The organism is Bacillus sp. 522_BSPC, from assembly GCF_001076885.1.
Taxonomy (GTDB): Bacteria; Bacillota; Bacilli; order Bacillales; family Cytobacillaceae; genus Niallia; species Niallia hominis.
In genome coordinates this window covers 1-21,643 of record NZ_JVDT01000089.1, presented here as the reverse complement: position 1 = coordinate 21,643, position 21,643 = coordinate 1, and the positions used below count along the sequence as shown (strand labels likewise).

At 35.7% G+C, this 21,643-nt stretch carries 18 protein-coding genes and 1 tRNA gene; 6 read left to right on the top strand and 13 right to left on the bottom strand.

Annotated elements, in window-relative coordinates; genetic code table 11:
• Positions 1 to 74 precede the first annotated feature (74 nt).
• From nfsA to queG, 4 genes are all read right to left on the bottom strand, one after another.
• Positions 75 to 830 carry an oxygen-insensitive NADPH nitroreductase gene (gene nfsA, locus ADJ83_RS07130; RefSeq protein WP_031535770.1) on the bottom strand — a complete coding sequence of 252 codons (756 nt, stop codon included), beginning with the start codon at positions 828 to 830 and terminating at the stop codon, positions 75 to 77.
• Positions 831 to 1,308: 478 nt separating this feature from the next.
• Positions 1,309 to 1,785: a tRNA (uridine(34)/cytosine(34)/5-carboxymethylaminomethyluridine(34)-2'-O)-methyltransferase TrmL gene (gene trmL / locus ADJ83_RS07125; RefSeq protein ID WP_031535776.1), complete on the bottom strand. Its 477-nt coding sequence runs from the start codon at positions 1,783 to 1,785 to the stop codon at positions 1,309 to 1,311.
• An 80-nt stretch (positions 1,786 to 1,865) separates the two neighbouring features.
• Entirely contained in the window at positions 1,866 to 2,741 is an 876-nt protein-coding gene (locus ADJ83_RS07120) for an amidase domain-containing protein (protein ID WP_048717329.1), read from the bottom strand.
• Between the two features lie 216 nt (positions 2,742 to 2,957).
• Positions 2,958 to 4,097: a tRNA epoxyqueuosine(34) reductase QueG gene (queG, locus tag ADJ83_RS07115; RefSeq protein ID WP_048717328.1), complete on the bottom strand. Its 1,140-nt coding sequence runs from the start codon at positions 4,095 to 4,097 to the stop codon at positions 2,958 to 2,960.
• Positions 4,098 to 4,191: 94 nt separating this feature from the next.
• On the opposite strand from queG, the gene ADJ83_RS07110 reads away from it, so the two are divergent.
• On the top strand, positions 4,192 to 4,857 hold the full coding sequence (locus ADJ83_RS07110; protein WP_048717325.1) for a B3/4 domain-containing protein: 666 nt from the start codon (positions 4,192 to 4,194) through the stop codon (positions 4,855 to 4,857).
• Between the two features lie 131 nt (positions 4,858 to 4,988).
• Here ADJ83_RS07110 and ADJ83_RS07105 read toward each other — a convergent pair.
• Both ADJ83_RS07105 and ADJ83_RS07100 read right to left on the bottom strand, forming a co-directional pair.
• A tRNA-Gly gene (locus tag ADJ83_RS07105) sits at positions 4,989 to 5,062 on the bottom strand.
• A 398-nt stretch (positions 5,063 to 5,460) separates the two neighbouring features.
• Positions 5,461 to 6,948, bottom strand: coding sequence for an MFS transporter (locus tag ADJ83_RS07100; protein WP_048717323.1), 1,488 nt, complete (start codon positions 6,946 to 6,948; stop codon positions 5,461 to 5,463).
• A gap of 401 nt (positions 6,949 to 7,349) precedes the next feature.
• Between ADJ83_RS07100 and ADJ83_RS07095 the strand changes: the two genes are divergently transcribed.
• From ADJ83_RS07095 to ADJ83_RS07085, 3 genes are all read left to right on the top strand, one after another.
• A complete protein-coding gene (locus tag ADJ83_RS07095; RefSeq protein WP_048717321.1) occupies positions 7,350 to 8,132 on the top strand; it encodes a formate/nitrite transporter family protein in 783 nt (260 codons plus the stop codon).
• Positions 8,133 to 8,432: 300 nt separating this feature from the next.
• Positions 8,433 to 10,181: a SulP family inorganic anion transporter gene (locus tag ADJ83_RS07090; RefSeq protein WP_048717319.1), complete on the top strand. Its 1,749-nt coding sequence runs from the start codon at positions 8,433 to 8,435 to the stop codon at positions 10,179 to 10,181.
• A 22-nt stretch (positions 10,182 to 10,203) separates the two neighbouring features.
• Entirely contained in the window at positions 10,204 to 10,539 is a 336-nt protein-coding gene (locus ADJ83_RS07085; protein ID WP_031535787.1) for an ArsR/SmtB family transcription factor, read from the top strand.
• Positions 10,540 to 10,617: 78 nt separating this feature from the next.
• Here ADJ83_RS07085 and ADJ83_RS07080 read toward each other — a convergent pair whose 3' ends face one another.
• Both ADJ83_RS07080 and ADJ83_RS07075 read right to left on the bottom strand, forming a co-directional pair.
• Complete coding sequence (locus ADJ83_RS07080; protein ID WP_048717317.1) at positions 10,618 to 11,040, bottom strand: NusG domain II-containing protein; 423 nt, start codon at positions 11,038 to 11,040, stop codon at positions 10,618 to 10,620.
• Between the two features lie 159 nt (positions 11,041 to 11,199).
• Positions 11,200 to 12,342: a zinc-dependent alcohol dehydrogenase gene (locus ADJ83_RS07075; protein WP_031535791.1), complete on the bottom strand. Its 1,143-nt coding sequence runs from the start codon at positions 12,340 to 12,342 to the stop codon at positions 11,200 to 11,202.
• 203 nt (positions 12,343 to 12,545) lie between these two features.
• Between ADJ83_RS07075 and ADJ83_RS07070 the strand changes: the two genes are divergently transcribed.
• Positions 12,546 to 14,768, top strand: coding sequence for a choice-of-anchor I family protein (locus tag ADJ83_RS07070; RefSeq protein WP_048717315.1), 2,223 nt, complete (start codon positions 12,546 to 12,548; stop codon positions 14,766 to 14,768).
• A 131-nt stretch (positions 14,769 to 14,899) separates the two neighbouring features.
• Here the strand turns inward: ADJ83_RS07070 and ADJ83_RS07065 are convergent, their stop codons facing one another.
• Entirely contained in the window at positions 14,900 to 16,558 is a 1,659-nt protein-coding gene (locus ADJ83_RS07065) for an ABC1 kinase family protein (RefSeq protein ID WP_048717313.1), read from the bottom strand.
• 13 nt (positions 16,559 to 16,571) lie between these two features.
• Positions 16,572 to 16,871, bottom strand: a complete 300-nt coding sequence (locus tag ADJ83_RS07060; RefSeq protein ID WP_031535798.1) for a phasin family protein — start codon at positions 16,869 to 16,871, stop codon at positions 16,572 to 16,574.
• Positions 16,872 to 17,478: 607 nt separating this feature from the next.
• On the opposite strand from ADJ83_RS07060, the gene ADJ83_RS07055 reads away from it, so the two are divergent.
• Positions 17,479 to 17,967: a DedA family protein gene (locus ADJ83_RS07055; RefSeq protein WP_031535801.1), complete on the top strand. Its 489-nt coding sequence runs from the start codon at positions 17,479 to 17,481 to the stop codon at positions 17,965 to 17,967.
• A 138-nt stretch (positions 17,968 to 18,105) separates the two neighbouring features.
• On the opposite strand, the gene cysK is transcribed toward ADJ83_RS07055, so the two are convergent.
• From cysK to ADJ83_RS07040, 3 genes are all read right to left on the bottom strand, one after another.
• Positions 18,106 to 19,026, bottom strand: coding sequence for a cysteine synthase A (gene cysK, locus ADJ83_RS07050; protein ID WP_031535803.1), 921 nt, complete (start codon positions 19,024 to 19,026; stop codon positions 18,106 to 18,108).
• Between the two features lie 13 nt (positions 19,027 to 19,039).
• A complete protein-coding gene (locus ADJ83_RS07045; RefSeq protein WP_048717342.1) occupies positions 19,040 to 19,663 on the bottom strand; it encodes a lysozyme family protein in 624 nt (207 codons plus the stop codon).
• Positions 19,664 to 19,898: 235 nt separating this feature from the next.
• Positions 19,899 to 21,146 (bottom strand): MFS transporter, encoded by a 1,248-nt coding sequence (locus tag ADJ83_RS07040; protein ID WP_031535807.1) that lies wholly within the window; start codon positions 21,144 to 21,146, stop codon positions 19,899 to 19,901.
• Between the last annotated feature and the right edge of the window lie 497 nt (positions 21,147 to 21,643).

Genomic DNA, 21,643 nt, shown 5'->3' with positions numbered 1-21,643 from the left:
TATTTGCATAAAAAAACAGCATCTATTTCACTTAGATACTGTTTTTTTAAATATATTACTTAATCTGTCTTTCATTATTTCAAATCAAGTTTCTTTTCGTGAACAAACTCTTTCATATACATACGTGATTTTTGCTCAAAATTAGCAGCCATCTGAGCTGTCCATGTATCTGTTCTCTTCCCATTTGTTCTTTCCTGATAATAAGCAGTGATTTCGTTATTATATTCCTGTAGCTCTTGTTTATATTTTTCTACATCTTGCTCATATTCATTTTCGTGATATATATGCTGAAAAGGAGCTCGTGGTTTTTTCTCTGTTTGTTGGTCTGGATAACCTACGACTAAAGCAAACACTGGTAAAACATGATCTGGAGTTTTTAATAATTGACTCACACCAACTAAATTATTGCGAATTCCGCCTATGTAACAAATACCCAGTCCTAATGACTCAGCAGCAATTGCCATGTTTTGCGATGCTAAAGCTACATCAATCAGACTAACCATAAATTTTTCCGTGCTCTCAATAGAATCCTGTGCTGATTCCTTTTTCCCTTCCATTTCTGAAGCAACAGTGTGCCGATATAAATCTGCACAGAAAACAAACAGATGTCCATTGTTTTCCACATATTGCTGATTCCCTGCTAATTCTGCTAATTTTTTCTTTTTTTCCTTATCTTTTACGCCAATAATACTATATGCTTGTACAAAGCTAGAAGTAGAAGCACTTTGGGCCGCTTCCACAAGAAGACGAATTTGTTCTTGCGTTAACTCCTTATCTGTAAATTTTCTTACAGATCGATGATTTAGGATTGTTTCGATTGTTTGATTCATGGAATTCTCTCCTTAATTTTCTTATTGTCTCCAACCATTACTGATAATGACTATAGCCTAATAATATACCAATATTAGTCATGATAAAAAGAATTAGCCCATTTGCTAAATAGATAATAGCTTCTTTTGACTTTTTATTACCCCTCCACTCCATAAAGGATTGAAGAAAGCTATGACAAATTAATATATACATACTTACTATTGGACCATCAAATACAAACAATAATAGGATAGCACTGGGTATCACCGTAAAATCTAACCATTTTTGTAGCGGATGAACCTTTTTTCCATTTTATTTAATAGTTTTAGCTTTTTTCTCAAATATCCTTCTGTTCAAAAAAGCAGGAGAAAAAAACTTAATAAATAGATGAGATCTTTTGATACGGTGAATGCCATGTTATGTTCATTCTCCTTTATTCCAATTATAGTAAAAAGAGTATAAATCTATTACGATTTACACTCCGATATTGTTTCTGTACTATTTTTTTAAATGCCCAAAATTTTGTTGCCTTAATGCCTCATAAATGAGAATTGCCGCAGTATTCGAAAGGTTAAAAGCACGAATATTATCTGTCATTGGAATTCGAACCGTTCTATCTACATTATTCTGGATAAGTTCTGGCGGAAGACCTGTTGTCTCACTTCCAAATATAAAGTAATGATCTTTGTTTATATCACTGTAATTAAAAGAGGCATAAGGGGTTTCCCCAGACTTCGTAATATAGTAAAATGCTCCGCCTTCATTTTTTTCATAAAATTCATCTAAAGAGTCATAATAATGGATCTCTACAAATTCCCAATAATCTAGCCCCGCTCGCTTTAACGCTTTATCATCAGTGGAGAATCCAAACGGACGAATTAGATGCAAAATAGTGTCTGTTCCTGCACAGGTTCTAGCTATATTGCCAGTATTGGAAGGTATTTGTGGTTGATATAAGACGATATGTATTGCCAAGTTTGTCACCTCTAACTATTACTTTCCGTTCCATTATACACTTACTCTAAATGAAATGCGAAAGGGACATTCCCTGTTTTTTAGCCATCTATAATCGTAAAAAATTTATATTTAATAATTGGAGTATAAGCAGTTGAATCTTCGTATTTCCAGTAGCGCATTCGACTATTATACGTATGAGCATTTACTAACGGTTCTCCATTCGCATCCTTCCCTGTAACAATCGTCGTATGATTATATTTCCCATCACCTTCGAAATCATAGCAAATGACATCCCCAAGTTTTAGCTCGATAGCATTATTTACTTGTTTGGCACGTAAACCCGTTGTAGAGGTTTCTAAATACCTTGGAAAAGCATTGGCCACTGACCAACTATAGCTCCAATTATTGTTTTGCATCCACCAGCCCTTATTGCGATTAGGATAACCTCGCATCGGAGCACCACCTTCATGGACACATTGAGAAATATAATTGGTGCAATCTACTTCGAATTGATGATATTTCGGATTATAGCTATTCCACCATTTTTCCGCATATTGAACCGCTTTTAACCGATCATATGAATATCGGCTCCACCCTTCTGTATTGTTCCCAAATTCTTCAGACAAAGGATTTTCTCGATAATCCGGATAGACAGGGGCAATCTCTTTATCTTCAATTAATACCCCTTTATAGAAAATCCCCTTTCTATTTTCCACTTCTTCTTCTACGAAAAATAGTTCTCCTTGCTTAATGAAATATTGAAGATGAACGGTATAAACCAATTCCTTCGTCTCATCCGTCTTTTTCTGAATATCTTCCACTTTCCCCTTTGCCTTCACATGTACAATTTCAGCATTCCTTCTATGGAAACAATCTCTTTTCCGCGCAAATTTTTCGTCTTCAATACTTGTTCTTTCTTTCGCCACGCACTGCTGCATTCTTTTTTCGATAAGCTCCATTAGCTGTTGTTTCATTGTATCTACTCCCTTCCTTAATTAATATGTTTAAAGGAAGGAGAACTGTACAAAAAAAGAAGGAGATGGATTTCCTTCTTTTTGTCTCGTTTTTATTATATCTGTTTAATTTAGAAGACAACCGTTTTTATTTACTGATCGAAAGACGTTCATTCAAATGATGAAAACCACTTTTCCTCTTCCCACACGAAAAAGTGGCGTTCATCCACCACAATCTTATAACGAATGCGATAATCGTTGTAACGCATCTTCAATTTCTTGTAATACTTCTTGATCTTCTTCTTGTTGATTTGCTGTTTGTAGGGCAGTCATTGACTCATCGCCACCAATTTTTCCTAATGCCCAAGCAGCCGTACCTCTAATGACTGGTCTTGGGTCTTTTTTCATCACCGTAATTAAATCACCAATTGCTCCTTCTTCTTTAAAATGTGCTAGTGCAATGATGGCATTACGCTGAATTGGTTTCTTTCCACGCCAGGAACCAGAAATATGACCATATTTTTCTTTAAATTCCTTATTACTAATAAAAAGGAGGGGCTGAAGCAATGGTTTTGCGATTTCTGGATCTGGCTCCATTTCTGGATGATTGTGGAAATCCATTCCTTTATTTTTCGGACAAACAGTTTGGCATGTATCACAGCCATAAATTCGGTTACCGAGCTTTTCTCTAAATTCTTCTGCGAGAAATCCCTTTGTCTGTGTTTGAAAAGCAATGCATCTTTGCGCATTTAACTGCCCGCCTTGAATAAGGGCACCTGTTGGACAAACATCAATGCATTTATTACATGTACCGCATTGATCTTCCATTGGTGTATCTGGCTCTAATGGAAGATTTGTAATCATTTCACCTAAATACACATATGAACCGAACTCCGGCGTAATTATGGCACAGTTTTTCCCAGACCAGCCAATCCCTGCTCGTTGTGCAACAGCACGATCTACTAACTCACCAGTATCTACCATTGATTTACACAACGCATCTGGAATTCTTTCTTGTATATAATCCTCAAGCTTCTTCAAGCGATCTTTTAAAACAATATGATAATCCGTTCCCCAGGAAGCACGACAAAAAATACCTCTGCGCTCTCCTTTTTTACTAACAACTCTTTCCTTCATTTTAGACGGATAAGCAAGAGCGATAGAAATAATCGATTTCGGCTTGTCTAATAGAAGGGAGGGGTTTACCCGCTTCTCAATATCCTTCTCTTCAAACCCAGATTGATAGTTTAATTTTTGCTGTGTTATTAAGCGTACTTTCATTTCTTCAAAGGTGCTAGCACTTGTAAAGCCAATTTTATCAATCCCAATTGTTTTACTATATTCTATAATATCTTCCTTTAATGCATGATAATCCATAAATGTCTCCCTCCCTTCTTTTCATTGGTTTTTTATATAGATTACGCTAAAATATAGGATAACATAGACAACAACTATAGTGGAGGTGTATATATTGGATATTTCTATATCAGAACAGATTAAACAATTAATTCCTAATTTTAAGATTGGCTTTATTTACTATCAAGGGATGGAAGTAATGGACACGCCCCAAATGATTAAGGGACGCATGCGACTTTTTCAAGAGTCTATTTTTTTTGATTTGGAAGATAGTAATATTACCGATATTTCTTCTGTAAAGGAATGGAGACAAATCTTCAAAAAAACAGGCAAAGATCCAAATCGCTATCGTCATTCGGCAGAAAGTCTTCTTAGACGAATCAAAAAACAAAATTACTTGCAGCCAATTAATAGCAGTATTGATATTAACAACTTCTTTTCCCTTCAATATGCTGTTCCTATCGGTATTTATGATTGTGCCAATCTTCAAGGTACTATAAACATCCGGATTGGAAAAGATGGTGAACAATATGCTGGGCTTAACGGAAGAATGAATTCAATCGAAAATTTAATTGTATCAGAGGATGAACTAGGTCCATTTGGCAGCCCTTTTGTCGATTCAGACAGAGCCCCTGTCCAATCATCTACGAAAAATGCCATTCAAATTGTCTATCTTTCCCCATCCATTGAAAGAGAAAAGGCAGAACAAATGGTAGAATCCTTACTTAACATGTTTGTGCAAGTTCATGGAGGAGAAGCTTCGTTTTCCATTGTAGAATAAACCTAATGAGGAGAGTTTCTAAAGTTAGATACTCTCCTCACTAGGTTTATTTTTTTTGTTCTCTCGTAAAATATAAAAAACGCAATACTTCGTTCTTAGTGAAACGAAACACTGCGTTGTGAGCTTATGTATGGAGCGGGTGATGGGAATCGAACCCACGACATCAGCTTGGAAGGCTGAGGTTTTACCATTAAACTACACCCGCATTTATTCATTTTTTTTACTTATTTTTAACACGTTTTTTATTATATAGCCATAGTGTAAAAAAAGCAACCTCTTTTCGACATTTTTTTTGTTTTTTTATCTATCACATTATCTATTCATTTTTTCATTGGTTCAGGGAATCTACTGTCTTTTTATAAATATTCACTTTAGCCTCCTAGATCGTCTCTGTCTATGGGGCCTTCCAATTTAATAACTATGGAAATATCTAAGCAGATTCCCTTCCCAAAGACTTATTTTTTAAAATACTACATCATCATTTTATTCAACTGTCTAATATTTATTATTACTTTTTTTGATTCTTTACATTTCTTTTACTTTCCTTCACCAAAAAAAGATCAGCCTTCCTTTCAAAAAGGAATACTGATCTTTGGACAATCTTTATTTTGTAAAAATGGTTTTTCTTTCTTTCCAAGCAAATCCGGAAATAAGCAATATGAGAGTTCCCATAATTAGTACATATGTGGTAACTGCCCCAGCAACTCCAAACGCCTGTGATAAATACCCAAGACCGATTACTGGAAGACTCACGCCAAGATAAGTAATAACAAAGAAAGTTGAGACAATATTTCCTTTTGTTTTACTTGGAGCAACTTCATTTACTAGTGCTAAGCTTCCAGCATATGCGGGTCCATTCCCTCCCCCTATAAGTACGGCTGAAATCAGCAATAATGTTAGGGATTGTGTATAGATTGTTATTACTAGAAGCACAAGTCCCACTGCAAGAAAGGCATAACCGATTGTAATCAATTTCATTAATGATAGTTGTTTTAGTAAAATTTGATTTAATGCTGCAGCAATTAATCCGAGTGCTACTACAATTCCTGATATCGTTAAACTAGTAACTGTTGTAAAACTAGACAGATTAGAAGGGATTAAAGACATAAACATACTTATAATCGACCATGCAACAAAAGAAGTAAGGGAAGCTAACAGGAAAGGCTTCATGATTTCTTTTGGTACAAATGGCTTCTTTAATTGAACAGGCTTCAAACCTGGTCTAATATTTTCATTTAGGAAAAACAGTAGGATAAAACACGGAATAATAAATAATAAATGCACATAGTAAGATAATCTTAATGGGATTGGAGCAAAATCCCCTAGTAATCCGGAGAGAATTGGCCCAAATGCATTGCCGAGTGTGACGGCAAGGGCACATATTAAAGCAGTCTTTTTCGTATTTTTCTTCTCATCAAGTTCGGTTAAAGCAGCCACTGCTACTCCATTTAAAATACCAACAGACAAACCTTGGAATAATCGACCGAGAAGAAGCATTACCAAACCATTTGCAATGGTAAAACAAAAGGTTCCTATCAGCGAGAAGAAAATTCCTGGGATTAACACTTTCTTTTTCCCAATCTGATCAGATAATTGTCCGGCAATGACAATTGCAGGGATAACAGTAAAAGCGTAAATGGCAAACACAAGGGTAATCATCCCAGACGTAAGTCCCCATTCCGCACGATAAAGTGAATAAAGAGAAGCTGGTATGTTCGTTCCAAATAAGGTTAAAAACAAACTGCAGGCTACGAGCCAGTAAGATATTTTTTTGCTTAAAGTTTTTTGCTCTCTTAGTACCTGAATCGTGTCTGTACTTTGAATCAGCTTTTGTTGAAAAGCTGATTTATGGATGGCATCTGCATCTACTTCCACTACATCCATTAATCCTTGTAATCCTATTAAAAGAGTTTGTACTTGCTTCTCTTCTGCAGAGCTAGAAATTTGTATTCTTGTTGTTGCTTCTCTTTTATAATTTTTGGTTTTTATATCTTCAATATTTACATGATGCGTTCCAAATAAGCTGGATATACGAGCCAGAACTCCCGGCTGATCGTTTACAAGCATCGAAATGCGATATGCTGAAGTCATGAGCTCTTCACTCCCTTTTTAGTTTCCATCTTCTATTTTATGATTGAATAAATATAAAGTCTATACATTTGTAAGAAAATATAACATGAATTCTTCGACAAATTATTCCATGTTGATATTATACGATATTTATCTGTTTTTTCTGTCTTTAACAATGCTTATTTACTGTATTTTCAGAAAAGTCTTGTATATTATTTGTATATTTTAAAGTGGTACTTTTGGAAATAATAAAGAAATAATTGCAAAGTTGATTAAATTGTGAACAAATTTCGAATAAACAATATTATTGTGATTTTTTTCACAAAATATTATTGACCTAATAAAGAATCAACATGATAATAATAGGGTAAGAAACATAACTACAGTGGTAAACAAGAAAACCTTATTCAGGAGGATTAACAATGGAAGGCGCATCACTTCACGAAGTAGAAAAATTAGCCTTAAAAAAATTAAAAATCTATAAAAAAAGTAAGTTTCGCTTTTTTATGCGTGCCGTTGTCGCAAGTATGTTTATTGGCTTTGGTGTCATTGTTGCATTTAAAACTGGTAATTTCTTTTATGCAGTGGAATCACCGCTTGCCTATCCAATGGCAGCTTTAGTATTCGGGGCAGCTATTATTCTAATCGCCTATGGTGGCGGAGATTTATTTACAGGGAACACCTTTTATTATACTTATGCAGCATTAAGAAAAAAAATAAGATGGTCAGATGTCTTTAAAATTTGGGGAACAAGCTATGCAGGTAACATTATTGGAGCCATTTTCTTTGCCATCTTCATCTTGTTAACGGGGTTATTCAAGTCTCCTAGTGTAAATGACTATTTGCTTCATGCAGCACAAGCTAAATTGGAAGCACCCATAAGTGAACTTTTCTTTCGAGGCATTTTATGTAACTGGCTTGTCTGTTTAGCTTTCTTTATCCCTATGGCTTTAAAAGAAGATATTGCAAAAATTACTGTCATGATTTTATTCGTATTCTGTTTCTTTATTTCAGGCTACGAACATAGCATTGCCAATATGGCAACATTCTCTATTTCTTATGTACTAGATCAAAACCCAGCCATTACGATTCCAGCAATTATTCGCAATTTAATTCCTGTAACAGTAGGAAATTTAATAGGCGGAGTCGGATTCATGGGCGTTATGTACTATTATGTAAATAAACCATTTATGGATGAAGAATAAGGAAAATACAAAAAACCGATGCATCCCATTGTTGTATCGGTTTTTTAGCTTCATTATGGTATTAGTATATATGTATTTTTATATTTAGGACATTTTTAATGAGTAGTAGTACGTGATATAGTTGAATTTAATGCCTCCATCGCATTTATGATCCAAACCCATCCCTAAAAAAATCCCCCCTCATAAAACACACAAAAAAGTTCACAAAAATCACTTTGACTTTTTCCCATACAAGGCGTAAATTCTAATAGTATATTCAAATAATCAGATATATAAATATTCAAAAGAAGAAGGGCTACTATGAAATGGAATTGGAATGATAATCGATTTGAAAATTACTCGTTTGCATCTTTTAGAAAAGATATTACATCTGGCATCATTGTTGGTATTATTGCCATTCCTCTAGGGATGGCTTTTGCGATTGCATCTGGTGTAAATCCTGAATATGGAATTTATACAACCATAATCGCCGGAATTCTTATTTCTTTATTTGGAGGATCGAAGTTTCAAATTGGTGGTCCTACTGGTGCTTTTATCCCTATCGTGCTTGGCATCGTCCTCAGTTATGGTTTTGAAAATCTATTAATTGCCGGGTTTTTAGCTGGCATTATTTTAGTTTTATTTGGCGTATTTAGGCTTGGTTCCCTTATTAAATATATTCCGAGATCTGTCACCATTGGCTTTACCTCTGGAATCGCAGTAATCATTTTCACTGGCCAGATCCCAAATTTTTTAGGCCTGCAGGATATAGAAAACCATGAAGCCTTTCTTCTTAATATGGGAGAAATATTCCAGCATTTCGATACAGTTACTCCTTATAGTATTCTTACAGCTATTATTTGCCTTGTGATCCTTCTTTTGTCGCCAAAAATATTTCCAAAACTTCCGGGACCATTAATGGGATTAGTTATTTCTACCATTATTGCAACTATTTTTTATCCTAGTGAAATTGCGACTATAGATTCGGTATATGGTGGTATTCCAAATACATTACCATCCTTCCACCTTCCTGCTATAACTTGGGACAGGGTTACATTACTAATCCAACCTGCTTTTGTCATTGCCATTCTTGGTGCCATTGAATCCCTGTTATCTGCTGTTGTGGCAGATGGTATGACAAACAACAAGCATAATAGTAATAAAGAATTAATCGGACAAGGAATCGCTAATATGATTGCACCTTTATTTGGAGGCATTCCAGCTACTGGCGCAATTGCCCGTACTGCCACAAATATAAAGAGCGGCGCGGTTTCCCCTCTTTCTGGAATCATTCATGGGATTGTAGTCCTTATCATTTTATTAGTTCTTGCACCTTTTGCAGGCAGAATTCCGCTCGCAAGCATGGCTCCCTTATTAATGGTAGTAGCGTGGAATATGAGTGAACAGAAATCATTTCGAATGATTCTCCAAACAAAAACCGGAGATTCCCTTGTTTTAAGCGTTACTTTTCTGCTAACCGTCTTTTTTGACTTAACAACAGCAGTAGAAATCGGCTTGTTTTTGGCTATCATTATCTTTACTAAACGGATGAGTGATATAATGAAAACATCTCAACTACTACCTAGTGATTCAAATAAATTAGAAAAAATCGATCAAAAACGATCACATGGTTGTCCGCAAATCAGTATTTTCGATGTAGAGGGACCATTATTTTTTGGGGCTGCCCAAGCATTTGAACAAACCCTGTTGCGCTCCATTCATCGCACTCCTGAAATATTAATTTTGCGGATGGGGAAGGTTCCATTCATGGATTTAACTGGAGAGGCATATTTCGCCAATATTATTCAAAGCTTTTCCAAGCATGGCAAGGTTTTAATCTGTGGAATGAATCCTCAGCCAGAAAGCATCCTTCGGAAAACCGGCTTATATGAAAAAATTGGAGAAAAGCATTTCTTTATGCATACAGGTGATGCGATTGACTATAGCTTACTCATTGTTAATAAGCAGCAATGTGAAGGCTGTAAACATTTTGCTTTTCATGAATGCGAAACATTTTCCAATCAACAAGAACAGGAAATAAAAAAGAAAACAGCGATAGCATGGAAGTAAGTGAAGAAAGGGAGGAAGGCATTTGAATCTAGATATTCAACAATTTAAAGCAGATTTTTTTAAAGCACTAGCCCATCCTTTACGAATCAAAATATTAGAAATTTTGGCACAAGGCGATAAAAGTGTGAATGAAATTCTCGAGCTTTTAGAGCTGGAAGGTTCAGCTGTGTCACAGCAATTAAGTATCCTCCGTACTAAAAATATTGTTATTGGGAACAAAGAAGGAAACCGAGTCATTTATTCTCTAAGAGACCCAGCAATCATTGAACTTCTATCTGTTGCAAAAAAAATCTTTAACAATCATTTAATTGATACGATTACTATTTTAGATAAGGTAAAGGAAATGGAAAAAGGATAAAGAGCATGGAAATTATTTATTTCAAATAATTTCCATGCTCTTTTAGTGAAAACAATACGATTGAAAATATGTTAAAAATCAATGAGATAAGATTAGTCCATCCTCTTCCATCTCTTCTGGTTTTTCTGCGACAATTTCTATTAACACTTTATGTGGCAAGCAAATAATGGTTTGGCCAGGTATGCCTTTCCACCCCATCTTTACTCCAATCTGGTCTGGACTATTATCTTCTTTAATTCTAATTTGCTCGTTCTCCACTTCAATTAGATTATATTGTTTGCCTTTTCCTTTAATCATGAATTGCTCATTTTCCGTATGTCCAGTTAAGTCTACTTCACGAATGACTTTGCCGTCCTGTGTAATAATGGCGATGACTTTATTTCCTTCTTCTTCCTTACTTTGATTCATCGCAAATACGGCCATTGGGACAAATGAAATGACTAGGAGGATAACGACCATTATAATATCAAAGGGTTTTATCATCTTAGAGTATTTTCTCATCGAAAACTTCCCTCTCTATCAGCTAATATACATGTATATTATAAAGGTTTTTATAGTAGAAACATATGGATAGAGACAAATCGTCGATAAATTGCCATATATTTAGCTGCAGACTAAACATGTGAAAACCACCGAACTCGTTCGATGGCTTTTTCACAATTATGGTTTAAGGATAACCTTAATCACTTTATCCTCATGATCATTAAACATCTGGTAGGCATTACTTGCATCATCTAAAGAAATGCGATGTGTAATGATTTCCGTTGGATCGATTTTCCCATTCGTAATCCAATCAAATAACATTGGCATATAATGAATAACTGGCGCTTGTCCAGTTTTAACTGTAATGTTGCGCTCAAAAATAGTTCCTAATGGAAACATATTATATTTCGAGCCATAAACTCCTGTTAATTGCATCGTTCCGAATTTGCGCACTGCATTCATACCAATTTCAATAGCGCTGAGTGTTCCTCCTTGAAGTTTTAATTTTTGCCCGATTGCTTCCATTGGCGTTTTCTTTCCGTCCATCCCTACACAATCTATTACTACATCTGCACCTCCAGAAGACAATTCCTTGATATAGTTACCTGTATCCTCATGATTATCGAAATTAACAATTTCTACTTGATTCATTTTTTTGGCATGGTTTAGGCGGTAAGGAATATTATCAACGGCAATAACTCGCTTTGCCCCTTTCATCCAAGCAAATTTTTGGGTCATTAACCCCACAGGACCACAGCCCAATACAACAACTGTATCGCCATCCTTTACCCCCGCATTTTCAACACTCCAATAAGCAGTTGGAAGCACATCAGACATAAATAGCAGGGCTTCATCCTCTAATTCACAGGACTCTGGGATAACAAAGGGCACAAAATTTCCATATGGGACACGTAATAATTCAGCTTGTCCTCCTTGATAATCACCATATCGCTCTGTGAAACCAAAATAGGCTCCTGTATCGGCAATATCCTTATTAGGATTTGCATTATCACACTGGCTTTCCATATCATGTTCACAATAATAACAATGTCCACAAGCAATATTAAATGGGAGCACTACCCGATCTCCTTTTTTAACTCTTGTTACTTCTGGACCTACCTCTTCTACAATCCCCATTGGCTCATGTCCGATTACATAGTCTTTTTCAGTTGGTAAAGCTCCTTTATATATATGTAAATCTGAACCACAAATAGCTGTTGAGGTAATTCGCACAACAATATCGTCTTTCTTTTGGAGCTTTGCATCTTCCACTTGTTTAACTTGAACATCCTTTGTTCCTTGAAAAGTGACAGCTTTCATTTGCACACTCCTCCTGTTTTTTTTATTGTTTACCTATACCAATCTGAACGCACACAGCAAACATCCAAATATTTCCGGATAATCCTTATTATCTTTACCTATTCTAAACAATAAAATTACAATTCTGACATCACCATCCAAAAATTACCCTTTACTATACAAAGTATGTACTACAAATATCTACAATTTATGAGGAGGAGAAAATGAAGAATACATTCACAAAAATGATTAGTGCTTTATCAGTTACATGCTTACTTGGTTTATCTAACTATATCGCCGCCCCATCTTCTGTAAGCGCTGCAACCTTTTCAGATTCAATCAATGTTAGTAAAATTGCCTCTTACAGTACTGGATTATCAGATAAAGATGGTGGTGTAGCGGAAATTGTAAAGTACAACCCAGATATTCATAAATTCTATGTTATTAATGGAAAGCAACAAACAATTGATATTGTAGATTTATCATCTTTAGAATCCAATACACTTCAACATTTGTCCAAAGAGAAATCTATTAATATAGCAGAACTACTTAACAGTGATAGCTTTCAATATGGGGATTTAACTAGCATTGACATTAATACGGAGAAACAAATTGTCGCAGCAGCAGTTCAAGATGAAAATTATTCCAAAAATGGACGTATCGTTATCATGGATTATGAGGGGAATATCCTACATACATTTGAAGCTGGTATTCAGCCTGATAATGTCGTTATATCAAAAGACGGCAAGTATATTCTATCTGCAAATGAAGGAGAACCAAGATTAGGCTTAGAAAATGGTGTTGATCCAGAAGGCTCTGTTACAATTATTAACTATGAAAAGAAACAAGCAAATACCATTCTATTTGATGATACTACAGTAATAGATTCGGATGTACATATCCGGAACAATGGTACTCTAGCTGATGCAGTTCGAGATTTAGAGCCTGAATATATCGGACTTTCTACGGATGGCAAAACAGCATTCATATCTCTCCAAGAAAATAATGGCATTGCAAGAATTAATGTAGAAACAGGCAAAGTTCTTTCTGTAAAGTCATTAGGATTCAAAGATCATTCATTACCGGAAAATGGTTTGGATGCAGCAAGAAACGATAAAATTGAAATCGAATCCTTACCAATATTAGGCGTGTATATGCCAGATTCGATTGAGGTAGTTGAAAAGGATGGCACTACTTATTTATTGACAGCAAATGAAGGCGATGCAACAGAATGGGAAGAATTTGTTAACATAGAAGATTTCAAAAAGGTCAAAGATTCAATCCAACTAGATTCTTCTCTATTTAAAGGATTTACTAAAGAAGAGGCAGAAGCAGCATTTGAACAGATGAAAAACTCTGGTGATTATGACAAATTAGAAGTACTGACAGACCGCGGAAACGATGCAATCTATACTCTAGGTGGACGTTCTTTCTCGATTTGGAATGCTGACACAATGGAACTAGTATTTGATAGTGGAAGTGAATTCGAAAAGATTACAGCAGAGCGATATCCAGACTATTTCAACTGGTCAAACGATGATGATGTATTTGAAAAAAGAAGTGCCAAAAAAGGCCCTGAACCAGAAGATGTAAAAGTAGGAACGATTGGCAACGATCTTTATGCATTTATTGGCTTAGAACGTATTAGTGGTGTCATGACGTACAATATCACAAATCCATCAAATGCAACATTCGCTAATTATATTAATACAAGAGATTTTTCAAATGCTATCAGTGGTGACGTTGGTCCAGAAGGCCTTGCCTTTATTCCGGCAGAAGACAGTCCCACTAAGAAACCATTGGTATTAGTTGGGAATGAAGTAAGTGGTACGGTTGCTGTTAATGAATACCAAGTTGATCCTTTGTTTCCAATCGAGTCGATTGAACTGAATCAAACAACTATCAGCATAGAAGTTGGACAGACCTTCCAGTTAGAAGCATCCATTCTCCCAGAGAATACTACGGATAGTATAGAACTAATTTGGACTAGCTCTAATACAGATGTCGCTACCGTAAATGAAGAAGGATTAGTAACTGGAATTGCGGAAGGATCAGCTTCTATACTAGTAGAAACAAAAGATACCAAAAATCGAATCGAAGCAAGTATTACTGTAAAAGAGAAACAAGTAGCTGAAGATGAAACACCAGTAGATACACCTGACGAGAATGATATGGAAGAAGTGCCAGCTGAGTCAATAGATGAAGATGAGGGAAATTCGGAAGTCGGACCAGGTAAGAATAATGAAAATGTTGCAGACGATGCCATAAATTCCCTTGAAGATTCCCAAGGGAATGACGCTACAGATGATTCTTTAGAGGTTACAGCAACAGGAAACCAACTACCTGATACAGCAACAACTAATTATTCCTTCTTACTGTTTGGATCCTTATTATTAATACTTGGTGGAGGTAGTTATCTTCTTATTTATCGCCATGAAAAAGGATAACTATTAAGAAAAACGTATGGCATCCGTTTAGGTAGAGAAATACTTCCTTTCATCCATAAAAAAAGTGTCAAAAACTCTTTAAAGAGTCTTTGGCACTTTTTAATTTAGTATAAATGGGAAGGTTCTCATAGCTAAAACCTGCCAGAACGAAAAATCGAATAAATAAGCCAGGCAACCATTAGCATCGCAATCGAAAAGCCGATTTCAATAATCGGAAATTTCCAGAGAATTGTTTGTACCCCACTAAGAGCAACACCAATAATTAAACCAACCATAACAATACTTAGAGCAAGTAAAACAATACTAAAAGCTATCTGGTTGCTAAATCGATCCATCTTTTTCATTAATAATTCCAATTGTGGTGATGTAAATTCTACTTCTACTTTTCCTTTTCGTAGAATTCCCATAAACTGTTTAGCAGTTAACGGAATATCTTTAAGAGAAGCAAAATATTCTGGAATCTCTTCCGCAATGCTTTTAATTATTTTCCAAGGCTTAAGTTTATCTAAGAAAAGCTTCTTACCAATAGGTTCAGCCACATCAAATACGCTAAAAGTAGGATCTAGTGCAACGACTACTCCCTCCATTGTCATCAATGACTTACCTAAAAGCGTTAACTCCGATGGGATTCGGATATTGTGACGGAATGCAATGAAAAATAAATCATTAATTGCTTCCCCAACGCTTACATCTTGCAAGGGAATATCATAATATTTATCGCGCATTTCCTCTACATCAGCCGTTAATTTTTTTATATCCACATTCTCAGGAATCATTCCTAAATCAGAAATAGCGCGGATGATTCCTTTCGTGCTTTTATTGCGAAGAGCGACCACAAAAGAGGCAAAATTCTTTTTCGTATAAGATGAAAGTTGTCCTACCATTCCAAAATCTAATAAAACGATTCTCCCATCCTGGAGTGCAAGAACATTTCCAGGATGAGGATCTGCATGGAAATGACCGACTTCTAAAATCTGGTAGAATATCGTGTATGCTAACCTTTCAGCAAGTAATTCACGATTGATTCCTGCTTCATCTAAGCGATTGTAATCAGATAACTTTATTCCCTCTATATAATCCATCGTCAATACTTTCTTTGTGGAATAATCCCAATAGACAGAGGGAATAACAACATAGCCCAACGATTTATTCTGCTCGAAAAAACGATCCATATTTCGTGCTTCTATACTATAATTAAGTTCAATAAGCAGCCCTTTTGCTAGTTCATCGACTATTTCACGAAGGCCATATTGCTTCGCCCATGCCCATGTATTTTCAGCTATTCGAGCTAAATCAGCAATAATTTCTAAATCTGTTTCGATGATTGCCTGAATATTAGGACGTTGTATCTTTACAGCAACATTTGTCCCATCCTTAAGGATAGCTTTATGCACTTGACCAATGGACGCTGCGGCTAGAGGATCCTCAGAAAAATGCTTGAACAGGTGATCTACAGAATCACCTAATTCTTCTTCCAAAATCCGTACTGCCTCTCCATATGTAAACGGAGGTACTTGATCTTGCAAATCTTTTAGCTCATTAATGATTTCTGGAGGAATTAAGTCAGGACGTGTGCTGGCAATTTGTCCAAGCTTAATAAATGTTGTTCCAAGTTCTTCTAGAACTAAGCGGATGCGACGTCCCGTACTTTTAGGAGGATGTTCTTTATGAAAAAAAAACTTCTCCTCCAGTCCCATTTTATTAGAAAAGAAGCCTATTCCGTTTCGAGCGAGAATAGACGTGATTTTCCGATATCTTTTCATCTGTCTAATACGTTTACTTACACCCATTTACAAACCCACTTTATTCGTCGAGATTTTTTCTTTCTAATGCCTCTATTCTTTTTTCTAATTTCTTCACATCATCTAAAGTGGCTAACTTCATTTCTGCATATGCAGCATTAACCTTTTCTTTTGCAACTGTTTCCAGCTGGCCTTTCATTTCCTCTCCCTTTTGAATCAAGTGATTGATTAAATCCTTTGACTCATTTTTGCTTACTTCTCCTTTTTTCACTAACTCTTCTACTGTTTTCTCTACTTGTTCTTTACCAGCAATCGCTAAACCTAAACCTAAGGAAAGTGCTTTTTCAATTGTTGTTCTCATCTTTCAAAAAACCTCCTTATTTTCTTTTCTAGAATCTTTCATTTTCCCTCAGACAATTTTCTATTTGTGATTAAAGTAATCCAAATAACGTGTAAAGTCAAATCATACGGGAGTAATTTCAACGATAGTGCCAACATATTTATGATATGCTCATTAAAGTAAATAATGGTTACTTTTTCAAATATGTGAAGGTGTAATTTTGAAAAGAAAAGGCTGTTTTCTAAAGAATTGTTGTTTTTTCAATAGGAAAAAAGAATTAATAGGAAACAATTAGCAGCCGGAATACAGAAGACTCCTGTGGGATTAGCGAGACAGTCTGAGACCCCGGAGGCGAAGCTGAGGAGGCTTAAGCTTAGCCCCACGGAAAGCGAAGTGTATTCCGGCTGCGGGTAATCGCAACAAACTTTACGAAAACAGCCAAAGAAAAAGAAGATTGTATGTAGAACCGAATGTCTCTATTCTGAAATAACGTCTTAGCTCCAAACCTTTCCAACATTTTTCAAGTAAAAGCCCTCCCAATTTTATTCTTTTCCCTGTATGATAAGAAAGGCGTACTCTTGAGGCTTTGCCTGAGTGAATGTTTACAGAAAAAGAACGGAGTAAATAAATGAGTGCATCTATACCTTTCATTTCCCACTATGGGTACATTGCCATATTCGCTCTTTTTGCATTAAGTGGTCTTGGTATTCCTATACCAGATGAAGCATTATTAACCTTTGTAGGTTATCTTACTTCTATTTCCGTGATGAATTTTCTTCTTGCAGATATTATTTGCTTTATTGGTGCTCTAAGCGCCATGATTATTAATTACACTTTAGGAAGAAAAATAGGCAAACCATTCCTGCTTACACACGGAAAATGGATAAAGCTTACTCCTGCAAAATTAGAAAGAGTGGAAAAATGGTTTGATAAATATGGTCCATGGACAATTATCATTGCTAATTTCATACCCGGCGTTAGAAGATTGACCTCCTACTTTTCAGGTGTATCTGGCATGAATCTATCAAAATATATCCTTTTTGCCTCTATCGGTTCCTTCCTTTGGTGCCTGCTTTTTACTATTATTGGCTACTATATTGGAGTGCTTCCGTTTTAAACGGGAGCTTATTCTTTTAGGACTTAGTAGATGGATAATTCAACGATTCATACATATTCAGCCTAACTCCAATATCACAAATTCCCTTTTTCTAAAAATAAAAGGCAGCCCAACAAGGACTACCCACTTAAATATCGCTTAAACAAACAAATCTGATGATAAATAACGTTCCCCCGTATCTGGTGCTATGCAAAGCACTTTAGCTGTCGGAGGAAGTTCTTTTGCGATTTGCACAGCAAAATGCGCACTTGAAGCACCTGATGCACCTACAAAAATGCCTTCTTCTGCTGCAAGTCGTCTTGCCATTACTTCCGCATCGGGATCTTTAATTAGTAATATTTCATCAAAAATATCACGATTTAGAATCTTAGGAATGAATCCAGGGCCCGTTCCTGGAATTTTATGAGGACCTGGTTTTCCACCTGATAAAACTGGAGAACCGAATGGCTCTACTACATATATTTTTATACCAGGAATCATTTTCTTTAATTCTTCGCCGACTCCTGTAACCGTTCCACCTGTGCCAGCAGTCAATACCAGTGCATCTAACTTTCCATCAAAAGCTTCATTAATTTCCACAGCTGTCGTTCCACGATGGGCATCAGCATTGGCCGGATTTTCAAATTGCATTGGAATGAAGCTATCAGCAATATCACTTGCTAAACGATTCGCTTCATCAATCGCTCCTTGCATGCGTCTGCTTCCCGGTGTTAAATGAACCTCTGCCCCATATGCTTTTAAAATCTGCACTCGCTCTTTTGTTGCATTATCTGGCATCGTAATAATGCAACGGTATCCTTTCACTGCAGCTACCATTGCTATTCCTATCCCTGTGTTTCCTGATGTTGGTTCAATAATGGTACTTTTACCTGGAATAAGCTTGCCTTCTTTTTCTGCATTTTCAATCATATTTAAAGCGGCACGGTCTTTCACACTGCCACCAGGATTAAAAGATTCTAGCTTTATATACACTTCCGCCCCAATTTTTTCAGGGATTTTATTTAATTGAACAATTGGGGTATTGCCTATTAATTCAAGTACCGATTTGTAAAGCTTCATTTCTATATTCCTCCTATAATTCTCGAGCATATTCTTCAATCATACTGCTCATTTCTTCTACCCTAGCTGTGACTTTTTCTGCATAAGTAAAGTCCCCATAGCAATATGGGTATCTAAAATTGAACTTGTCGTTATTACATGTATAAAGTGTTGGTGATCGTTCCACCATATATTCCGAATAGTTTTTTGCCGATTCCTCACTATGTTCGACTAGATTGTTACTGACAATAAAGTCAATATAACCTGGTCCCATATTATAGCTCTGGATAATTGCCTCAAGATCGACCCCTTGTTTCTCGCCATACTTGTACATTTCAGCAAAATGAAAAACTCCTTGTTTTATACTTTCTGAAGGGTCTTCAATTGCATTTCTTTTCAGGCCTGCTGATTCAGAGGATTGCATCGGATCATTTCCTTTTCCATGACTTTCTTGATCCATTATTGCAAGTAATATTGGTGCTAGCTCCTCTGCATTTAACTCATTTGATTCTAGCTCATTTGAAATATCCGGTAAGTACTTCAATAATCTTTGTTCATTATTTTGTTTAATCGTACTACTAGTAAATAAATAGCCAAAATATATAACCATTATTAAAATAATAATGGTGTTCGTTGCTGATTTTCTTTTTTTCTTCATTCCTATCCCTCGTTGACGCTTAAAAATCAATTAAACGTTTCCTGATTTTTTACCGTTCCCTATACATTTATTCATTATACAAGAAACAATAGTGAATTTCATTCCTTGTGAAAAAGAACTTTTTCAAAATTGCTTTATATTGGGTTATACAAAAGCAAAAAAGACTTAGCTAATGCAACAAGCGCTAGCTAAGTCTAAATCATTTTTCGTGGATTCAAATTTTATTTTATTCCCATTAATTCTGAAGCGATTCCGGAAGAGCAGACCTTCCTGCCTCCATAAGTACTTTGTCTCTTCCTAAGAAAATGGACAAGATAATGATAAACACTCCCGTTCCTATTAATAACCATTCGATTTCCATGAAATCAGCAATTGGACCGAATATTAGCATTCCAATGGGCATCATAGAAGTAGAAATCATTCCCATTACACCGAAGACTCTTCCTAAAAATCCTTCTTCTATTTTTTCCTGCAATAAAACAGTGGTTGGCGTATTAAAGATTGGCATAGCCAAACCAAATATGGCCATGAAAACTAAATAGATCCAAAACATAGGAATAATCCCAAGTGCAAACGTACAAACTCCCATCATGCAGCTTGCAAGTGTCATTGTTTTTATTTTATTTTCAAAGCCGCCCCATGATGCAATGACGCCTCCCCCTATCATCATTCCAATGGAAAAGGCAATTTCTATTGCAGTTAATCGCCAGACATCCTCTCCAAAACTACGAGTAACCTGCAAAGGAGTCAAGAATGCTGCCGGCGCCATAAGCACGAAAAAAATCGCAAAAAAGAAAAAGAATTTTTTCAAAAAAGCATGATTATTTACATACTTCAGTCCTTCTTTAAAATCACTAAAATAACTAGTCGATTGGGTTTCCGTTGCCCTTTTATGTGCTGGAATCTTTAAAAAGGCAAGCAAGGTAATGATCGCAAGCACTGCTGTAACAACATCAATGAAAAAGATTGTTTCAATAGATGCAAATGTTAATAATGCAGCACTTACCATCGGTGAAATGAACATAATAATAGCTTGAATGCTCCCATTAACACCATTTACCTTTGTCAGCTTATCTTTTGGAACAATTTGGGGCAATATTGCCCCAACAGATGGTGTTTGAATCCCTGTTCCAAATGCTCGAACTGCTGCCATCACAAAGAGCAGCCAAATTGGATCATATCCTATTAAAAAGAGAATGGCCAACACCAACGTAGCAAAAGCAATAAGCCCATCTGATAACATAATTAGCCGTTTCCGGTTATAGCGATCTGCCCATACACCAGCTATTGGCGATAAAATAAAGGTTGGAAGAAACCCACATAAAATATAGATTGTCATCATTAAACCAGATTCTGTTGTTAGCGTTATATACCACATTATCGCATATTGGACGAGTGACGATCCAAACAAAGATATCGTCTGGCTACTAAGAAATAACACGATATTCCGATACCAATTTTCTTTATGATTAACTGTACTCATTCATAAACCTCACATTCATTTTGATTAGTTAGAATAAGTCTACCTATCTTTACTAAGGCGCAGAGAAAAGAGCGAAGATATGGTATTCTTCCCTCTTATTATTAACCATATATTCAGGTTTCCAATAAATAGACAGACCAATCCCATTTCTTCTTATAAGAAGAACATCCACGTATTTAATTAACGTTGAAAATTGGGAATCTTAATCTCATTGATGCTGTCAAAAGGAAAACCTCCGTTCATTACAAAATTCCATTTAATCTTAGCATACACTCAATATTGGATACAATCGTATAGAAGAGGTATTTTTCATTTATTATTCAAAATTTTTGTAAAACAAGTATGTATATATTAATTTATTCTGTTAAACCTACTTATTTTAAGCTGAAATTTGATTTTTTCAGCCATAACCACTCCCTTTTCAGCCTAAATTTGTTTTTTATCAGCCATAACCACTCCCTTTTCAGCCTAAATTTGTTTTTTTCAGCCAAACTCAC

What these genes read in the sequence shown, in the direction of transcription:
- ADJ83_RS07095 (WP_048717321.1), top strand. Translation starts at nt 7,350, where the DNA reads ATGGAAGGCGCATCACTTCACGAAGTAGAAAAATTAGCCTTAAAAAAA.
- ADJ83_RS07070 (WP_048717315.1), top strand. Translation starts at nt 12,546, where the DNA reads ATGAAGAATACATTCACAAAAATGATTAGTGCTTTATCAGTTACATGC.
- ADJ83_RS07120 (WP_048717329.1), bottom strand. Translation starts at nt 2,741, where the DNA reads ATGAAACAACAGCTAATGGAGCTTATCGAAAAAAGAATGCAGCAGTGC.
- ADJ83_RS07090 (WP_048717319.1), top strand. Translation starts at nt 8,433, where the DNA reads ATGAAATGGAATTGGAATGATAATCGATTTGAAAATTACTCGTTTGCA.
- ADJ83_RS07045 (WP_048717342.1), bottom strand. Translation starts at nt 19,663, where the DNA reads ATGAAGAAAAAAAGAAAATCAGCAACGAACACCATTATTATTTTAATA.
- ADJ83_RS07075 (WP_031535791.1), bottom strand. Translation starts at nt 12,342, where the DNA reads ATGAAAGCTGTCACTTTTCAAGGAACAAAGGATGTTCAAGTTAAACAA.
- nfsA (WP_031535770.1), bottom strand. Translation starts at nt 830, where the DNA reads ATGAATCAAACAATCGAAACAATCCTAAATCATCGATCTGTAAGAAAA.
- ADJ83_RS07080 (WP_048717317.1), bottom strand. Translation starts at nt 11,040, where the DNA reads ATGAGAAAATACTCTAAGATGATAAAACCCTTTGATATTATAATGGTC.
- ADJ83_RS07060 (WP_031535798.1), bottom strand. Translation starts at nt 16,871, where the DNA reads ATGAGAACAACAATTGAAAAAGCACTTTCCTTAGGTTTAGGTTTAGCG.
- ADJ83_RS07040 (WP_031535807.1), bottom strand. Translation starts at nt 21,146, where the DNA reads ATGAGTACAGTTAATCATAAAGAAAATTGGTATCGGAATATCGTGTTA.
- ADJ83_RS07100 (WP_048717323.1), bottom strand. Translation starts at nt 6,948, where the DNA reads ATGACTTCAGCATATCGCATTTCGATGCTTGTAAACGATCAGCCGGGA.
- ADJ83_RS07055 (WP_031535801.1), top strand. Translation starts at nt 17,479, where the DNA reads ATGAGTGCATCTATACCTTTCATTTCCCACTATGGGTACATTGCCATA.
- ADJ83_RS07065 (WP_048717313.1), bottom strand. Translation starts at nt 16,558, where the DNA reads ATGGGTGTAAGTAAACGTATTAGACAGATGAAAAGATATCGGAAAATC.
- cysK (WP_031535803.1), bottom strand. Translation starts at nt 19,026, where the DNA reads ATGAAGCTTTACAAATCGGTACTTGAATTAATAGGCAATACCCCAATT.
- queG (WP_048717328.1), bottom strand. Translation starts at nt 4,097, where the DNA reads ATGGATTATCATGCATTAAAGGAAGATATTATAGAATATAGTAAAACA.